Annotated in this window: 14 protein-coding genes; 12 read left to right on the forward strand and 2 right to left on the reverse strand. The window is 36.3% G+C overall.

The genetic code is table 11. The features are described 5' to 3' along the window. Positions 1–100 precede the first annotated feature (100 nt). The 3 genes from IGL98_RS05285 (at position 101) to tig (ending at position 3,836) form a co-directional block, all read left to right on the forward strand. Positions 101–946, forward strand: a complete 846-nt coding sequence (locus IGL98_RS05285) for a toll/interleukin-1 receptor domain-containing protein (RefSeq protein WP_339099611.1) — start codon at positions 101–103, stop codon at positions 944–946. Between the two features lie 29 nt (positions 947–975). Continuing rightward, positions 976–2,328 carry a deoxyguanosinetriphosphate triphosphohydrolase gene (locus tag IGL98_RS05290; RefSeq protein WP_206843645.1) on the forward strand — a complete coding sequence of 451 codons (1,353 nt, stop codon included), beginning with the start codon at positions 976–978 and terminating at the stop codon, positions 2,326–2,328. 224 nt (positions 2,329–2,552) lie between these two features. Continuing rightward, a complete protein-coding gene (tig, locus tag IGL98_RS05295; RefSeq protein ID WP_206911436.1) occupies positions 2,553–3,836 on the forward strand; it encodes a trigger factor in 1,284 nt (427 codons plus the stop codon). Between the two features lie 84 nt (positions 3,837–3,920). Here the strand turns inward: tig and IGL98_RS05300 are convergent, their stop codons facing one another. Next, positions 3,921–4,784: an alpha/beta hydrolase gene (locus tag IGL98_RS05300; RefSeq protein ID WP_206843643.1), complete on the reverse strand. Its 864-nt coding sequence runs from the start codon at positions 4,782–4,784 to the stop codon at positions 3,921–3,923. 319 nt (positions 4,785–5,103) lie between these two features. Here IGL98_RS05300 and allC point away from each other — a divergent pair, with 319 nt between their 5' ends. The 8 genes from allC to arcC all read left to right on the forward strand — a co-directional run bounded on the left by allC (position 5,104) and on the right by arcC (position 14,548). Continuing rightward, on the forward strand, positions 5,104–6,330 hold the full coding sequence (allC, locus tag IGL98_RS05305) for an allantoate deiminase (RefSeq protein WP_206911437.1): 1,227 nt from the start codon (positions 5,104–5,106) through the stop codon (positions 6,328–6,330). Between the two features lie 21 nt (positions 6,331–6,351). After that, on the forward strand, positions 6,352–7,137 hold the full coding sequence (gene allE / locus IGL98_RS05310) for a (S)-ureidoglycine aminohydrolase (RefSeq protein ID WP_206843640.1): 786 nt from the start codon (positions 6,352–6,354) through the stop codon (positions 7,135–7,137). A gap of 20 nt (positions 7,138–7,157) precedes the next feature. Further along, the gene (allD, locus tag IGL98_RS05315; RefSeq protein ID WP_206843639.1) at positions 7,158–8,225 is read left to right on the forward strand and encodes an ureidoglycolate dehydrogenase; all 1,068 of its coding nucleotides are present in this window, start codon (positions 7,158–7,160) and stop codon (positions 8,223–8,225) included. Between the two features lie 87 nt (positions 8,226–8,312). Then, on the forward strand, positions 8,313–9,362 hold the full coding sequence (gene allD, locus IGL98_RS05320; RefSeq protein ID WP_206843638.1) for an ureidoglycolate dehydrogenase: 1,050 nt from the start codon (positions 8,313–8,315) through the stop codon (positions 9,360–9,362). 211 nt (positions 9,363–9,573) lie between these two features. Continuing rightward, positions 9,574–11,331: an acyl-CoA synthetase FdrA gene (gene fdrA, locus IGL98_RS05325; RefSeq protein WP_069645355.1), complete on the forward strand. Its 1,758-nt coding sequence runs from the start codon at positions 9,574–9,576 to the stop codon at positions 11,329–11,331. Positions 11,332–11,467: 136 nt separating this feature from the next. Then, the gene (locus tag IGL98_RS05330) at positions 11,468–12,736 is read left to right on the forward strand and encodes a DUF1116 domain-containing protein (RefSeq protein ID WP_206911438.1); all 1,269 of its coding nucleotides are present in this window, start codon (positions 11,468–11,470) and stop codon (positions 12,734–12,736) included. A 3-nt stretch (positions 12,737–12,739) separates the two neighbouring features. Continuing rightward, positions 12,740–13,597 carry a DUF2877 domain-containing protein gene (locus tag IGL98_RS05335; protein WP_339099610.1) on the forward strand — a complete coding sequence of 286 codons (858 nt, stop codon included), beginning with the start codon at positions 12,740–12,742 and terminating at the stop codon, positions 13,595–13,597. Positions 13,598–13,609: 12 nt separating this feature from the next. Next, on the forward strand, positions 13,610–14,548 hold the full coding sequence (gene arcC, locus IGL98_RS05340; RefSeq protein ID WP_206911439.1) for a carbamate kinase: 939 nt from the start codon (positions 13,610–13,612) through the stop codon (positions 14,546–14,548). A 57-nt stretch (positions 14,549–14,605) separates the two neighbouring features. Here the strand turns inward: arcC and IGL98_RS05345 are convergent, their stop codons facing one another. Beyond that, complete coding sequence (locus IGL98_RS05345) at positions 14,606–16,246, reverse strand: PucR family transcriptional regulator (protein ID WP_206843767.1); 1,641 nt, start codon at positions 16,244–16,246, stop codon at positions 14,606–14,608. 627 nt (positions 16,247–16,873) lie between these two features. On the opposite strand from IGL98_RS05345, the gene IGL98_RS05350 reads away from it, so the two are divergent. After that, on the forward strand, positions 16,874–18,091 hold the full coding sequence (locus IGL98_RS05350) for a pyridoxal-phosphate-dependent aminotransferase family protein (RefSeq protein WP_206843769.1): 1,218 nt from the start codon (positions 16,874–16,876) through the stop codon (positions 18,089–18,091). The last annotated feature ends 158 nt before the right edge of the window (positions 18,092–18,249 follow it).

The following is an 18,249-nucleotide window of genomic DNA, read 5'->3' on the forward strand; positions in this document are numbered from 1 at the left end:
ACCCTAGAAATCGCTCAATATTTATTATACTTTTATATAAAATAGTATTGTTTAATTTTAAAAATAAATGACTATTTATAATATATTTGGTATTATGTGGGTGAAACTATTACTTGGAGGGATAAAAATGGGGAGAAAAGTATTTGTCAGTCATTGTTGTAAAGATAAAGATTATGCGGATGTATTTGTACATTTGTTAAAAAAATTTGGTTTTCGTGAAGAAGATATTTTTTACAGTTCTAGTCCCGATACAGGTGTTGATAATGGTGAATTGATTTTTGACCGTTTGAAAAGAGAGTTGGAAGGGCATCCAATAGTACTCTACTTTTTATCCGAAAACTATTATCATAGTGTCCCGTGTTTAAATGAAATGGGAGCTTCATGGATGATGTCGGAAGATCATTACCCCATTGCATTACCTAATTTTTCACCTAATGATATTACGGGAGCTATAAATTCAGATAGGTTAGCTTTGTTATTGAAAAAAAATTTTGATGAGATGAAGTTATTTTACTTGATTAATAAATTATGTGATAAAGCTGGGGTGTCTATTCCTTCCTTAGTAGATTATCACAAAGAAGATTATATTAGACCAGCTTATGAAAAGCTCGAGGAACTGATTCAAAAGGAAGAATACCTTTTTCCAGATAAATCTGGAATTTTTGAAACAATATTAATTGAAGAACGTGAGGTAAAAGGAAAGCGAAAAGAGACACATGAATGTTTTGGGTTACCGAAAGTGATTGCACCAGAGTATTTAGGTCTAGACAATTTAATGGGAGATGAAAGTCATTGGTTATTCTTTTTTAAATCAGAGATTACTTACAAAAAAAATGATAGAGTTCGTTTTCGCTTAAATAAGAAGCAACCAGGAAAAACACTAGATTTTGAGGATATTGAGAATTGCCGAAATATTTATGTTTCTTATTTAGAAAAAGTAGAATGAAGACTAACTAAAAATTGGAGGCTGTCTAAATGATGCATTGGAATCGATTGGTAGGAACATTCAGAATTTCTTTAAAAAGCGATAAAGTTTGGCCAAATGATAAATTAACACATAAAAAATACCTTTTAGAACTAAGTGCTGCTTTTAACAGTGATTATCGTCGAGTGATTAAGAGTGATTCTTTTAGAAGATTGCAGGATAAGACGCAAGTCTTTCCTTTAGAGCGCAATGATTTTGTTCGTACTCGCCTGACTCATAGTTTGGAAGTTGCAATGCATACAAGAGACTTACTACTAGGCGTCATTAGTAAATTGAATAATAAAGGAATTAGAGTTGAGGAATTAAATGAAAGTTTCCGATTGTTGGAAACTGCAGCTCTGATTCATGATATTGGAAATCCTCCCTTTGGTCATTTTGGAGAAGAAGCGATTCGGATTTGGTTCAGTAAAAAAGGTGCATCACTTCCTTGTTGGTCTTCTTTCACAACGCAACAAAAAGAAGATTTTTTAAGATTTGAAGGGAATGCCCAAACGATTCGTTTATTAACTAAGCTTCATAATGATAATGGCTCCTCAGAAACTGGAATGAATCTCACAGCTTCAACATTAGATGCGGTTATAAAGTATACTGCTGGTGCAGATCAGGTAGATAAGAAGAACGTATTGATGAAGAAGGTTGGTTACTTCTATTCTGAAGAAAAAGTATTTAAAAATATCAAGTTTGTTACTGGCACAACAGGGAATCGCCATCCGTTGGTATTTTTGCTTGAAGCAGCAGATGATATTGCTTATACCTTTTCAGATATTGAAGATGCTTATAATTATGGTTTATATAGCTATAGAAAATTAAAATCATTTATTGATGAGAAAACTGGAACAAATAAATTTTTAGTAAATGTTGGTTCACAAGCAGCAGCAATTCAAGAGTTTCTAAGGGAAACACAAAAGAAAGTCTATCAAAGTGCCAGCAAAACATTTGTAGATCATTACGATGAGATCATGTCTGGAAATTTTCATGAAGAAATCATTAATGAAGAGTGTGATGAAGTAAAATGTTTTCATGCGTTAAAAGAATTCTCTTATGAACATATTTTTCAGACAAAGACTATATTAGATCAAGAAGTTCTGGGGTTTAACATTATCAATCGACTATTAGATGAATTTGTCCCTGTTGTCTTGAAATATGATAAAGAACCGATGAACAAATATGAAGAACGATTATTCAACAACTTACCTAGAAGCGCAGAAGAGTTGTACAAGAGAGAAACAGAAGGCTGTTCAGAATCAGATAAAGAGTATTACCGCTTGAAGATGGCAGTTGATTTTGTCTGTAATATGACGGATGGCTATGCTAAAAAACTACATGATACGTTGTTTAATTAATAATGGTTGTAATGGAGGGAAAGAAGCTCTTTCGTTACTTTAACAACTAAGCGAGCTATTTTATGTAGCTGAAATAATAAATTTCAAAGCAGATCAAAGAAAACTTTCCTTTCTTCACATTCTTCTCACCTAAAATGTTTACATTTACCAAGCTATAGTGTACTATTTAAAGGTATGCATAGCATAAATTCATGTATAAAATTAAGTTATTCGGAGGGAAACAAATGTCTGCGAAATTTGAAAAAAAAGGCACCAATGATGGTGTGTTAACTTTTTCAGTTGATCAAACTCTAATTGAAAAAGGCTTGAAACAAGCATTCGATAAAGTCAAAAAAAATCTTAACGTACCAGGATTCCGTAAAGGAAAAGTGTCACGTCAGGTATTCAACCGTATGTACGGCGAAGAAGCATTGTATGAAGATGCTTTGAACGCAGTTTTACCAGAAGTATATGAAGCCGCTGTTAAAGAAGCTGGAATCGATCCTGTAGCGCAACCTAAAATTGATGTTGAAAGCATGTTTAAAGGTGAAGATTGGGTTGTGACGGCTGAAGTGACTGTAAAACCTGAAGTTAAATTAGGCGAATACAAAAACTTAACAGTTGAAAAACAAGACCGTGAAGTAACAGACGAAGACGTAGATGCACGCATCCAAAGTGAATTAGAAGCGCAAGCTGAATTAGTGATCAAAGAAGACGAAGCAGCTGTTGATGGCGATACTGTCGTAATCGACTTTGAAGGATTCAAAGACGGAGAAGCTTTTGAAGGCGGAAAAGGTGAAAACTATTCTCTTGAATTAGGTTCTAACTCTTTCATCCCTGGCTTTGAAGAACAATTAGTTGGTAAAAAAGCTGGAGAAGATGTTGAAGTAAAAGTAACATTCCCAGAAGATTACCAAGCAGAAGATTTAGCTGGTAAAGAAGCTGTTTTCCAAGTGAAAGTTCACGAAGTGAAAGCAAAAGAATTACCAACTTTAGATGATGAATTTGCAAAAGACGTTGACGATTCAGTAGAATCATTAGACGAATTAAAAGAAAAATACCGTAAAGAATTAACAGAAGCGAAAGAAACTGCTGCAACAGAAGCAAAAGACGAAGCTGCGATCCGTCAAGCTGTTGATAATGCAGAAATCGTTGATCTTCCACATGTAATGGTACATGACGAAGTTCACCGTTCAATGGATGAATTCTTAAACAACATGCAACGTCAAGGAATCGCTCCAGATATGTACTATCAATTAACTGGAACAACAGAAGCTGACTTGCACAAACAATTTGAAGCAGAAGCAGAAGTTCGTACGAAAACAAATCTTGTGATCGAAGAAATCGCTAAAGCTGAAAACATTGAAGTATCTCAAGAAGATATGGACAATGAAATCAAAGAGTTATCTGAACAATACAATATGCCGATCGATCAAGTTAAAAAAGTCTTAACAGAAGACATGTTAAAACATGATATCCGCATGAAACGTGCAGTAGAAGTGATTACTGAAACTGCAACTGAAAAATAAAAAGCAATTTTAAAAGACATTCCTGAGTAATCGGGAATGTCTTTTTTTACTATATTATATAAGAAGAGCAGGACTATGGTAAAATCAAGTAGAAGTTAATGTTTTATCAAGCCATGCAATCAGAGCTTGATAAACTTGAAGCCCTTCACTTTTAGTAATATCACCATCAAAATCATGAGGGAGATTTTCAACTTCTTCATACGTAACATTTAGGATTTTATTACTGGCAATACGTGATGCTTCAACTGGCACATCTTGATCAGCTGAGCTATGAGCTAGAAATGTAGGCGGAAGCTCAGTAAGTTCTGTTTCTGTTAGACTAAAATCTTCTTTTTCACTTGGCGTATTGACTAGATAACTCAACCAATTACCAAATTGGCGACCAGATAAATAAAGTGAAAAGCGCTCATTAATAGAGACTTCAGCGATAGGTCTAGATTGGATCAAAGCTTGAGCAGCTAAAGGCGCAGTCTTAGGAAATCGATTATAATAACTGTTAGGCTGGCTGAAAGAAGGATTAGTCAAATCATAATAACCATAAAAACTGATCAGCCCTTTTTGCTCTTCGAAACGATGACGAGCAGATAATAAATAGGTAAGAAAACCACCAGCAGAACGGCCAAAAAGGAAGTAATTCGAATTTTCTAGACCCAAAATCGTTTTGTGATTTTTCAAGAACCAATCAATTGCTTCTTTTAAGCAAGTAACAATAGTAGGAAGTTTGACTTCAGGTGCCAAAGGATAATCAACAGTCAACAAGTTATAACCATTTTCGGTTAGGAGCTCGCAATAAGTTTCTGGCAAATCATCTCTAGTTCCGTAGAGAAGTCCGCCACCATGAAAGTAAATGAGTGTGGCTTTAGTAGAAGTATCATTTTGTTTTGAGTAAAATGTCATGGATAAATCTATATCATCCAGATTATTGTAAAGAAATGTTTGTTTTATCATAAAAAGTCCTCCTAATCTTAAATAGGTGATAATGGAACAGCGTGTACTTTTCAATATCAACAAGCAATGTTCCTTTCAAGCTTGGCAGAAAAATATGAATTTGGCTCTTTAAAGTCATACTACTATTCTATCTTTTTTTCAAAGATTAGCCTATGAATATAAATAATTTCACTAACTTATTTCTATTTTAACTCAAATACTGCCAGCCATTATGTTTAATGCGCACAAAGATAGGAGTTAATTTGTGAAATGTGGATAGTGTATGAAAGTCGGCAACCGCTTACAATGGTTATGATAATAAAAGAGGGAGATGTATCAAATGGATTTAAAAAAAGTTTTACAAGAAAATATCGATCACTTATCAAGTATTGGCAACGACCCAACCGGTGGGATGACGCGTTTATTATATTCTGATTCTTGGTTGGAAGCGCAAAAATCTGTAAAAGAAAAATTAGAAGCAATCGGTATGACTGCTTCATTTGATGAGATCGGTAACCTCTTTGGTAGAGTAGAAGGAACTGAACATCCAGAAGAAACAATTTTATCTGGTTCTCACATTGATACTGTTGTTAACGGCGGAAACTTAGATGGTCAATTCGGCGTTATTGCAGCATATGTTGCAATCCAGTATTTACTTGAAACACATGGCAAACCAAAACGTTCATTAGAAGTTATTTCAATGGCTGAAGAAGAAGGTAGCCGTTTTCCTACAGTGTTCTGGGGTAGTAAGAACTTTGTTGGTGAAGCGAAAAAAGAAGATGTTATTGAAATCGCTGACTTTGAAGGTTTGAAATTCGTTGAAGAAATGCAACGCCATGGTTTTGACTTTAGAGATGAAAATAAAGCTGCGAGAGATGATATCAAAGCGTTTGTAGAAATCCACATCGAACAAGGAACAGTGCTAGAAAAAGAACAATTACAAATTGGTGTTGTAAATAATATCGCTGGACAAAGACGTTATACGATTGTCTTAAAAGGTGAAGCAAACCATGCGGGAACAACTCCGATGGGCTATCGTAAAGATGCCGTTTATGGTTTTGCTAAAATTTGTTCTGAAGCCATTGATCGTGCATTAGAAGTCGGCGATCCTCTTGTGTTAACGTTTGGTAAAGTCGAACCAAAACCTAATACAGTTAACGTTGTTCCAGGAGAAGTGCTATTTACAATGGATTGCCGCCATACAGATAGCGGTGAGCTTCACGCATTTACACAAGAAATCGAACAATTGATGAGAGATATTGCAGCGAAACATGGTTTAGAGATCGATATCGATTTATGGATGGACGAAGCACCAGTTCCAATGAATGAAGAGATCGTTACAGCAATCGAGACGGCAGCTAAAGCTGAAAATATGAAATACAAAGTTATGCATAGTGGAGCTGGACATGATTCTCAAATCATCGCACCAAACTTCCCAACAGCAATGATTTTTGTACCAAGTATCAATGGTATCAGTCATAATCCAGCCGAAGCAACAGATATCGATGATTTAGTCAACGGTGTCAAAGTTCTAGCTAGCACATTATACGAATTGGCTTATAAATAAAAGAAAGTAGGAAAAATAAAAATGGGTTATAAAAATAATCAAACAGGTTATCTAGATGGTTTATTATCATCTAGAGCCGTGATCAAAAAAAATAATTACGCATTGATTCCTCATGATGGGTTAGTAAATAATGTAATTCCAGGTTTTGAAAATTGTGATTGCTCAATTTTAGGTTCTAAACAATTAGGTGCGAATTTTGTCGATTATATTATCACGATGCACAAAGATGGTAAAAACCAACGAGGTTTTGGTGGAGAAGGCGTTGAAACGCTTGTTTACGTGATCGATGGCGTTTTAAAAGTCAATGATGGTACGGATACGCATGAACTAACAAAAGGTGGATATGCTTATCTTCCTGCAAGTACATTGATGTATTTGGAAAATGGACAAGATGCGGATACTGAAATTTTCCTATACAAAAAACGTTATCAACCATTAGAAGGCTATGAAGCACATAAAGTAGTCGGTAATGTCAATGATATGGAACCAATCGAATATGAAGGAATGAAAGATGTTCTTTTATGGGACTTTTTACCAAAAGATTTAGGTTTTGATATGAACTTCCACATCCTTTCATTTGAACCAGGAGCAAGTCATGGTTATATTGAAACGCATTATCAAGAACACGGTGCTTACCTACTTTCTGGACAAGGAATGTATAACTTAGATAATGAATGGATGCCTGTAGAAAAAGGTGATTACATCTTTATGAGTTCATATGTGCAACAAGCAGCGTACGCGGTGGGACGTGATGAACCTTTAATGTACGTTTATTCAAAAGATTGCAATCGAGATCCAGAAATTTAATTTGAAGAGGAAGTTTAAGGATGAATGAAACTGTTGTAGTGAAACCAGAAGAATTGCATGATTTGATCGAAAAAAAATTGACAACAGCTGGTTTAAAACCAGAACATGCAGATGAAGTGGCGACACATTTGGTATTTGCAGATGCATGCGGCATCCACTCACATGGAGCCGTGAGAGTAGAGTATTATGCGGAACAAATCGATAAAGGCGGCGTGACGCTTGATCCAAAAATAGAATTTGAAGAAACAGGACCAAGTTCGGGCATCGTTCACGGTAAAAATGGTGCAGGTCAATTTGTTGCGGATGTTGGACTTGGATATGCCATTGATATGGCGAAAAAATCGGGAGTTGCAGCAGTTGGAATTTCTAAAATCAGCCATAGCGGAGCGCTATCTTACTATGTTAAAAAAGCAGCTCAGCAAGATTTGATCGCAATTGCAATGTGTCAATCAGATCCAATGGTTGTACCATTTGGCGGAAAAGAAAACTATTTCGGTACAAATCCAATTGCTTTTGCAGCACCAAGAAAAGATCACGAACCAGTCGTTTTTGACATGGCAACTACGGTTCAAGCTTGGGGGAAAGTTTTGGATGCTCGTTCTAAAAATAAAGATATCCCAGATACTTGGGCAGTTGATAAAGACGGTAAACCAACAACTGATCCTCATAAAGTCAATGGATTATTACCAATTGCTGGACCAAAGGGCTACGGCTTGATGATGATGGTAGACATCTTATCTGGCATGCTTTTAGGATTACCATTTGGCAAACACGTTTCTTCTATGTATGACGATATAAGCAAAGGACGTAATGTTGGTCAAATGTATATTTTGATCGATCCAAAACGTTTCACAGATTTAGACATGTTCAAAGAATCAGTGAATGGTATGGTGGAAGAGCTACACGAGATTCCGGCAGCAGATGGATTTGAGCAAGTCTATTATCCTGGTGAAATCAATCAAATCAACTATGAAAAATCAATGGCAGAGGGTATTGATATCGTAAAAGATATTTATGATTATTTAAAGAGCGATACACTTCACTATGATCGCTATGAAAATACAAATGCTTTTGGTGAGAAGAAATAAATCTAACTTAAATGTTGAAAAATTGAAGGTTGTTCATTATATGTATGTTGGTTTAGTAAAAACTTAAATAAAGGGAGGCGTTTTAAAATGAGAGTAAAAAAAACGGATTTACATCAATTAATCAAAAATAAGATACAAAAAGCTGGCTTATCAGAAGAGCATGCAGGAATCGTAAGTGATGTTTTAACGTTTGCAGATGCTAGAGGAATTCATTCTCACGGTGCGATGCGTGTAGAATATTACTCAGAAAGAATTGCTAAAGGCGGAATCACAAATGATCCTACTTTTTCTTTTAAACAAACAGCTCCTAGCTGTGGTATGTTTGAAGGGGATAATGGTTCTGGCTTTGTTGCAGCTGAAAAAGCAATGGATTTGGCCATTGAGATGGCAAAGAAAAATGGTGTAGCTGTTGTTGGAGTCCGTAATATCTCTCATAGCGGAGCGCTTGCTTATTATGTAGAAAGAGCTGCAGAACAAGATATGGTAGCACTTTCTGTTTGCCAATCTGATCCAATGGTTGTACCATTCGGAGGAAGTGAACCTTACTTTGGAACAAATCCGATTGCCTTTGCTGCACCTAGTAATGACGAGCGTGTCATCACGTTCGATATGGCGACAACGGTTCAGGCCTGGGGCAAGATCCTTCATGCCCGCTCTAAAAAAGAAGCCATTCCAGCTACTTGGGCGGTAGATGCGCAGGGAAATCCGACAACGGATTCTACAGCTGTTAATGCGCTGTTGCCGATTGCCGGACCTAAAGGCTATGGCTTAATGATGATGGTAGATATCTTATCTGGTATTTTACTAGGCGTGCCATTTGGCAAACACGTTTCTTCCATGTATCATGATTTATCTAAAGGTCGTGAATTAGGTCAGCTTCATATCGTGATCAATCCAGATTTTTTCATTGGTTTAGATACGTTCAAAAAGAATATCTCAACGATGTTGGATGAGCTGAAAGAAATTAGCCCTAGTCCTGGTTTTACAGAAGTCAATTATCCTGGAGAACGGGGACGTGCACGTGAAAAAAATTATGAAGAAAATGGAATTGAAATCGTGGATGATATCTACGAATATTTAGTAAGTGATGATATTCATTACGATCGTTATGATCATAAAAATAAGTTTGCAGAATAATATTCTGTAAAATAAATTTTCTAGCTACGTGGGCTAGCACTATGCTCTGCTTCGATCGCATCAATTACTAAGAGCTGAAGCTCCAAGGATTGAAGATTTTCGGAAAAAAGATAAGATCTGCCTGTGACGAAAGGCGTCACAAACATATTTTCCTATTTTCTGTCAGAGCTGAACGAGCCCACTACACTTTTAAACAAACGGAGGAATTTCAATGCTGCATACAATAATTAAAGCGAATAGCTATCAAGATTCTATCGTATTGATGTTATTAACAAACAAATTAAATACCATCGATGGCGTTCATAATGTTTCAGTTATGATGGGAACACCTGCCAATAAAGATATTTTCAAAACAGGTGGTTTATATACAGATGAACTAGAAAAAGCTTCTTCAAACGATATGGTCATCGTATTAGATATTGAAGATGACTCATTAATTGAGCAAGTATTAACAGAAATCGATGTATTTTTAGAAGAACAAACAAAAGGTGGCGGCGACACATCAGGTGAAGAGGTCGTAAAAACTTGGGATAAAGCATTTGAGCTTGGTAAAGATGCTGGCGTAGTCGTTTTCTCTATTCCTGGTACACATGCAGCACTTGAAATTGAAAAAGCATTAGATGAAGGAAAACATGTCTTCTGTTTTAGTGATAATGTCGCAATTGAAGATGAAAAACGTCTAAAAGAAAAAGCACATGATGCAGGACTTCTTTTAATGGGCCCTGACTGTGGTACTGGTATCATCAATGGTATTCCTGTGGCATTTACAAATGCTGTTCGTAAGGGGAAAATCGGTGTTGTTGGTGCTTCTGGAACAGGTATTCAAGAAGTCACTACGATTATCCACAAATTAGGCGGGGGCGTAACGAATGCAATCGGTACTGGTGGACGTGACTTAAAAGCTGAAATTGGTGGAATTACATTAAAAGATAGCATCATGACATTGGAGAAAGACCCTAATACAGAAGTGGTTGTTGTTATTTCTAAACCACCTGCACCAGAAGTTCGTGATGAAGTCTTAAATCTTTTAAGAAGTATCTCAAAACCTGCTGTAACGATTTTCCTAGGTGAAAAACCAACATCTCATGAAGAAAATCTTTATCGTGCGTATACATTAGAAGAAGCAGCTCAAACGGCTGTTCAATTATTAAATAAAGAAGCGGTCACAGCAGTGAAAGAAACCTTAACAGTTCCTGCTCATTCTTTCAAACCGGAGCAAAAATATGTTAAAGGTTTATACTCTGGCGGAACTCTGGCTTATGAAGCCGCAATGCTGATCAAAGAAGGTTTAGCATTAACAGGTGACGAACATGCACCAGAAGGCTTTATCTTACAAAACCAGGGACATGAAATCATTGATTTAGGAGATGATGTTTACACGCAAGGAAAACCTCATCCAATGATCGATCCAACAAAACGCAAAGAAATGCTAGAAGAAGCCGGCAAAGATCCTGAAACAGCAATCATTCTTTTAGATGTTGTATTAGGTTATGGTTCTCATGCCAACATGGCGCAAGAACTAGCACCAACAATCAAAGAAATCAAAGCCCAAGCGGCAGCTGATGGTAGAGAGTTATTTGTGATTGGTACGATTGTAGGAACAGACGAAGATCCGCAAAATATTCATGAGCAAGAAGCAATCATGAAAGAGGCTGGTGTGATCCTTTGTGATAGTAACGCACAAGCAGTTCGTTTAGCCTTGGCTATTTTAGATCATCCATTGACTCAAACTGATAAAGCAATCGAAGCTGCACCGGCAGTGACTCCAGTTGCGATTGAACCAACGGAAGCAATGTTAGCATTATTGACAAATCAAGGATTTATCAATGTTGGCTTACGTAGTTTCTCAGAAGCAATCATCAATCATGGTGGTAAAGTGGTTCAATATGATTGGCAACCAGTTGCAGGCGGAAATATCACATTGCAAAAAGCATTACAGTTCTTAAATAAAGTAGCATTAGCTAAATAAATTATCCAGCTTACTGAGCTAGCTCCTCAGAAAATAGATAAAAATAGATTGTGGTAAAAAGCACCACATTCTATTTTTCCTATTTTTCAGTCGGAGCTGATCCAGCTCATTCAGCTTTTAACGGAGGAAAATCAAAATGTCATATAAAACAATCGATGAAGCAAACCAAGCGGTAGCAGCAAAAATCGTTGCTGGTTCTCCTTTCTTATTAGATGTAGTCCCAGCAAAAACAGTAATTGAAGAATTAAATGACGGAAAAGTCCTATTACATGCAGGACCTCCAATCACTTATGATAAAATGGTTGATCCGATCCAAGGGGCTTGTGTCGGTGCTGCATTATTTGAAGAATGGTGCGAAACTGAAGAAGAAGCAAGAAAAATGCTAGAATCTGGCGAAGTAAAACTAATTCCATGTCATCATGTGAATGCAGTTGGACCAATGGGTGGAATCACATCAGCGAATATGGCCGTTTTAGTTGTTGAAAATAAAACCGATGGCAATCGCGCTTTCTGTACGATGAATGAAGGAATTGGTGCAGTATTACGTTTTGGTGCTTATTCAGATGAAGTAATCAATCGTTTAAGATGGATGAGAGATACTTTAGCACCTGTTTTAAGTGCTGCCTTAAAAACGAAAGAAGACGGTTTAAATATCAATGTATTAGTTGCTAAAGCAATTGCAATGGGAGACGAATTCCACCAACGTAATATTGCTGCATCACTTGCTTTCTTAAAAGAAATGGCACCAATCATTGTTGGTTTAACTGAAATCAACCAAACGAAACGTGAAGAAGTTGTTCAATTCTTAGCGGATACAGATCAATTCTTCCTAAATATCATGATGGCTTCAGCGAAAGCTGTAATGGATGGCGCAAGACAAATTCAAGAAGGAACGATCGTAACTGCAATGTGTAGAAATGGTTATGAGTTCGGTATTCGTATTGCAGGAATGGGTGATGAGTGGTTCACAGGTCCTGTTAATACACCTCAAGGATTATACTTCTCAGGCTTTAGTGAAGCCGATGCTGCACCTGATATGGGTGATAGTGCAATCACTGAAACATTTGGCGTTGGCGGTATGGCAATGATCGCAGCGCCAGCTGTAACCCGTTTCGTTGGTTCAGGTGGTTTCTATGATGCGTTGAATACAAGTAATGAAATGACAGAAATTTGTATTGATACGAATCCTAATTTCCCAGTTCCAACTTGGGACTTTAAAGGAATTTGTTTAGGAATCGATGCGAGAAAAGTTGTAGAAACAGGAATCCTTCCTGTGATCAATACAGGGATCGCAAATAAAAAAGCAGGTTTAGGTCAAATCGGAGCAGGTACAGTAACGCCACCGATCGATTGCTTTGAAAAAGCAGTTTTGGCCTATGCAAAAAAATTAGGTTTTACAGAATAAAAGGTGAAGATATTGTTTGTTAATGCTTGTTTTATTGATCAGTTTCTTTTAGCAGATCACTTTGAAGAACAAAAATGGCAGGTCCATAGCAAATATAAGAATAGTTTCAATATTCAAGATGAGAGGAAAAAACAGTTAGTGGTCGTGACGACCACTAACTACCCTTTTATGCCGAATGGTATTTACTTACAAGCCAATGATTTTTCACAAGTGTTATCATCAATCGAAATTGGAGAACAAATTAAATGGGAACAAAAGTGTTTGCATTTTTCTAGAAACCATCTATTACTGACACATGGGACACTATATTCGTCGTTAGTAGGTACAGCAACGAGAAACTTAATGGAAATAAGTCAAAAAAAATTATTTTCATATTCAGACTCACTCGTAAAAAAAACAGGGAGTCAGCATTCTTTAGCTCAGTTTTTGGAAGGGATGAATCCTTTTAAAGAAGCGATTATTGCGCTGTGTTCTGAAGACCAGTCACAACAAAAATCAGGTTTGAATTTTCTTTTAGGTCGAGGTATGGGATTAACACCGTCAGGAGATGACATGATTGTTGGACATCTGGCTGCAAGATTTCTATTGGATAAAGAAAGTTCGATCTTAACAAATTTACTACTTACTGAACTGTTAGCAGAGCGGTCCGTGACAACAGATATCAGCAAGCATTATTTGTTATGCGCACTATCAGGGCATTTTAGTGAACCTGTTCTTAAATTAATCGAAGCATTGGCGACAAACAGCAGTGAAGAAAAAATTGAAAAAATAGTTAATGGCGTCATTTCGGTAGGACACACATCTGGTGTTGATTTACTGGCAGGCTTATTAACTACAATCAAATTACTAGGTACTAAATGAAGGAGGATTTTTATGGCAAATCGTGTCGTGATCGCATTGGGAGGCAATGCAATTTTAAAACCAAACCAAGAAGCAACACTTGAGGTACAGTTAGATAATGTTGAAGTCAGTGCAGAGCTGGTTGCAAAAATAGAAGAAATCGATTATGAAATCGTTTTAACTCACGGGAATGGTCCGCAAGTAGGCAATATTCTAAGACAAAATGAAGAAGCAAAAGATGTGGTTCCACCGTTTCCTTTAGATGTATGTAATGCGGAATCACAAGGTTTTATTGGGTACATGTTAGAACAAAGCTTGAAAAATTCATTGGAAACAAAAGGCTTGACGAGTAACGTTATTACGTTATTAACTCAAACCGAAGTTTCAGCTGAAGATGAAGCGTTCAACAATCCAAACAAACCAATCGGAATTTTTTACACAGAAGAAGAAGCAAAGCAAATGGAGCAAGAAAAGAATTGGGTGATGATGGAAGATGCTGGTCGTGGTTACCGCCGCGTTGTCCCTTCTCCACAACCAAAAGCGATCCATGGTGTAGATGCGATCGTTAATTTATTAAACCGTAATACGATCGTTATTGCAGGCGGAGGTGGCGGAATTCCCGTCGTTCGTGATCAAAATGGTCTGTTAAAAGGAATCGAAGCAGTTATCGATAAAGACCGTACAGGTAAAAAACTAGCTGAACAAATTGATGCAAATGTCTTCATGATGTTGACAGATGTAAGCAATGTTTATATCAACTATGGTAAAGAAAATCAAGAAAAATTAGAAACAATTTCTGTAAAACAAGCACAACAATATATGGACGAAGGCCATTTTGCTGATGGTAGCATGGGTCCGAAAATGGAAGCGGCTATTGGGTTTGCGGCCCAAGGGAAAACAGCGATCATTTGTTCTTTAGAAGAAGCGGATCAAGCTTTACTAGGTAGAGCAGGAACAAGAATCACAGGATAAACAATAAAAATAGAAGTTGAAAGAAACGGTCCATGTTTCTTTCAACTTCTATTTTATTTATTGATGCTGATTTGATCGTTCTGATAACTCTAAGGCTAAACGTAAATTCAAACTGTTAGTTGGATCTTGAATACTTTTCCCAAGTAACTTAGCACAGTGGTCGATTCTATATTTAATCGTATTACGATGTAAGTACATTTCTTTGGCTGTTTTTGAAATTTCACATTGAAAACTTAAATAACACTGTAGTGTCTTACGAAGTTCAATAAATGAATCTTCAACAGGATAGGCAAGCTCTTTTAGCGTCGACTCGCAGAAATAATGAATGTCTTCCAGACTCATTTTTTCGAATAAACTTTTCATTCCTTTAGGATGATAGCGATGGGTAAGCATATTGTCAGTCATTGTTAGCATTTCTTCGTAGGCTGTTTTTGCTTCAATGAAGGAGTTTGCGATTTGTTCTATCGTTTCATATAAATTTCCCAAAGCAAAAGTCAACGTGATGGGAAGCTTTTCAGATAATTCCAAAGATAATTCACTTAAAATTCTTTCTAAATCCTCTACTCTGCTTTGGATCAAAATGGCCAAGTGGTTTGTGTTTTTTACTTTAAAAATACTGATATGCTTGATTCTAGGTGGCAAAGTTTCTAATAGCCATTGAAAAGCGACATCACTTTCTTCTTGTTGATATTTGATTTTCGTTGCTGTTGTTGTTGTTTGACTGCAAACGGCATAGACAACCTGATACTGGGTACTTTTCTTTAAGCCATAATTTGCGCCTAGATCCAGCCAATCTCGTCTAGATTGATGGGGTGTTTGCTGATATTCTACTAGTTGACCTAAAAAATCACTTTTAAGAAAGTCCAGAGATTCCTGAACTTTTTGATTTTTATACAACATAAATGACAAAACTAAACAGGCCTGTTCAACTGCAAATTCAGACATCGGATAAGGAACTTGTTGCGGATTTAAAATCAATAAATAATGTGGAAAATAGCTATTCATAGTAACTGAAAAACCTGCAATCTGTAATGGCTCTTGATTTAGATCATTGATCATAAATGAGGCATGACTATCTTCATTCCAATTATCGTATTTATTAATAAGTTGTTCAACATAATACTCAGCCGGTTTTGAAGTCTGAGTAAAGTGTTTTGAATGGGCGATTACTTTACGATAAGGACTTAATAAAATCACAGGAGTATTGATCATTTTTCCAAAGTCAGCGATAAATCGTGCAATACTCACATCATGAATCAGTAAATCAGAGAAGCGCTTTTGAATATCTAAGGCGTAGCTTAATTGTTCTGTTTTAGTATCCCATAAATAATTTAATAGTTGATGCAATACAGCGCCCAAAGGTTGAGTGCTGGACACTTGAACGACTGGAAAATTGATTTTATTAGCATAAGCGACGACCTCTGGATCAATGGTTTCAATGAAACGTCCGACTTTTATACCGATTCCAGCGGCTTCTTGTTCTTTTAGAGAATCGATCAAAGTGATCAGCTCTTTTTGATTATCTTTATAAACCATCGCAGTTGTTAAAAGGAAAATCTTTTTTGGAATAAAATTGGCCACATCAGGTGTTTCAGAAATTTCGATACTTTCAACAATCGTGTTGGCTTTTGTAGGATTCGTTAATAATTTTAGATCGGAAAATCTTGGTATTTTTAATAAATCTTCTAAAGTAGTCAATGGATTTCCTCCTAATATTAAAAGCAGCACAAATCGGTTAATCCTGTAGAAAATTAGCAGTGAAACATTTTTTGTTTCACAGTTGATTTCTTGTTTTTCATAAGGAGTGATTTGTGCAGCTAGATAAATTTAAAAGCAGAACAGGCTCGTTCAGCTTCGACAGAAAAACAAGAAAAATTGAGGGGCGTTTTGGCCGCAATCAATTTTTATCTTTTTCCGAGATACTAGCTTGAGAAGCTAGATAGCATATGGTGACAACGTATCAATCAATATTAAAACTATTTCATGGTATGCTTCAAAACAAAAGCGTAGCGAGATCATTCAGTTCCTACAGAAAAATACAAAATATGAAAATATTGTATTTTTCCACAAGCTTATTTTATTCTTTTCTGATAAGCTAGGTAGTATAAGGTAAAATATTTAGTTGCGATAAATCTTAATCAGAAATTAGCAATTCATAATATTGTTGCATGTCTTAGCATATCTCTATTCTAAATGATAGCGTATGCAGATTCAAGAAAGTTTTGTACATAATAACTGAAAATTCTATTTTTTTATTCAAAAGTGACAATGACTTTTTTGAATATAAGGGTAGGATGAAATTAAAACGGAAAAGAGGAAATAGTTATGTTTTCAGAAATATCAGTACCAAGCAGAACCATCATGACACCAGGGCCAGTTGAGGCTCATCCTGTAGCATTAAGAGCGATGTCTGCTTCTATTTTAGGTCAATTTGATCCAGCCTTTTTACAAATTATGGATGAAGTGAAAGAGATGATCAAGATTCCTTTCGGCACAAAAAATGAGCAAGCGTTTGCTGTAGATGGAACATCTCGTTCTGGTTTAGAAGCAGCATTGATTGCATTGATCGAACCAGGAGATAAAGTGTTGATTCCTGTATATGGCCGGTTTGCGTATCTTTTAGGCGAAATATGTGAACGTGCTAAAGCAGAGATTCATTATCTTGAAAAAGAATGGGATGCCCCATTTGAACAAGAAACAGTAATTGAAGAAATTAAAAAATTTCAACCGAAAATTGTTGCCATGGTTCATGGTGAAACAGCTAATGGCCAAATGCAATCAATGGAAAAAATTGGTCAACACTGTAAAGAAAATGATATTTTCTTTGCAGTGGATATGGTTGCAACATATGGCGGTGTACCTCTTGAAGTAGATGCGTGGGGAGTTGACATCGCAATTGCTGGAACGCAAAAATGTGTGAGTGTTCCTTCAGGCTTATCTTTGATTACTTATAATGAGCGAGTGGAAAAAGTTCTTACTAGTCGTTACCAAAAGGAATTAGGGTTAAGTAAAGATATTCGCAATGCAAATCATATCAGCAGTAATTATCTTGATTTAAGCCAGCTACAACGTTATTGGAGTGAAGAACGAATCAATCATCATACTGAAGCGACAAGCATGATCTATGGACTGCATGAAGGCCTTAGAATGATGATCAAAGAAGGCATGGACAATGTCTATGCACGACATGCCCAAAATGATCAAGCAATCGTTGCTGGTATAAAAGCGATGGGCTTAGGTTTTTATGGTGATTTGACAACTAAAATGCCAACCGTTACACCGATCATGATTCCTAAAGGAATTGATGGCGAAGCAGTTCGTTCGCTTATGCTAGATGAGTTTGGTGTAGAAATTGCTTCATCTTTTGGTGCACTTCAAGGAAAAGTATGGCGTATCGGAAATATGGGATACAGCAGTAGAAAATCTAATGTTCTTCACGTGTTATCAGCATTAGAAGGTGCGCTTAATTATTATGGTGCAGATATTAATAAAGGTGAAGCTGTGAAAGCAGCATTAGCGATCTATAAAAACAGAAAAAATTAAATTGTTTGTGTGAAAGAACAAGTGATTGTTCGTTTTGCACAAACTTTTTAACAAGTTTGTGAAAAATTATGATGCATGAAAGTTTGCTACCGCTTACAATTGAAACGAATAAGAAGTTATTTCTTTTGATGTTTGAAACCAAAATTGCACAAACATTT

The organism is Enterococcus sp. DIV0840 (genome assembly GCF_050527835.1).
Lineage (GTDB): Bacteria > Bacillota > Bacilli > Lactobacillales > Enterococcaceae > Enterococcus_L > Enterococcus_L ureasiticus.

Coding starts and splice junctions, on each gene's coding strand:
- IGL98_RS05290 (WP_206843645.1), top strand. CDS start 976: ATGATGCATTGGAATCGATTGGTAGGAACATTCAGAATTTCTTTAAAA.
- tig (WP_206911436.1), top strand. CDS start 2,553: ATGTCTGCGAAATTTGAAAAAAAAGGCACCAATGATGGTGTGTTAACT.
- IGL98_RS05300 (WP_206843643.1), bottom strand. CDS start 4,784: ATGATAAAACAAACATTTCTTTACAATAATCTGGATGATATAGATTTA.
- allC (WP_206911437.1), top strand. CDS start 5,104: ATGGATTTAAAAAAAGTTTTACAAGAAAATATCGATCACTTATCAAGT.
- allE (WP_206843640.1), top strand. CDS start 6,352: ATGGGTTATAAAAATAATCAAACAGGTTATCTAGATGGTTTATTATCA.
- allD (WP_206843639.1), top strand. CDS start 7,158: ATGAATGAAACTGTTGTAGTGAAACCAGAAGAATTGCATGATTTGATC.
- allD (WP_206843638.1), top strand. CDS start 8,313: ATGAGAGTAAAAAAAACGGATTTACATCAATTAATCAAAAATAAGATA.
- fdrA (WP_069645355.1), top strand. CDS start 9,574: ATGCTGCATACAATAATTAAAGCGAATAGCTATCAAGATTCTATCGTA.
- IGL98_RS05330 (WP_206911438.1), top strand. CDS start 11,468: ATGTCATATAAAACAATCGATGAAGCAAACCAAGCGGTAGCAGCAAAA.
- arcC (WP_206911439.1), top strand. CDS start 13,610: ATGGCAAATCGTGTCGTGATCGCATTGGGAGGCAATGCAATTTTAAAA.
- IGL98_RS05350 (WP_206843769.1), top strand. CDS start 16,874: ATGTTTTCAGAAATATCAGTACCAAGCAGAACCATCATGACACCAGGG.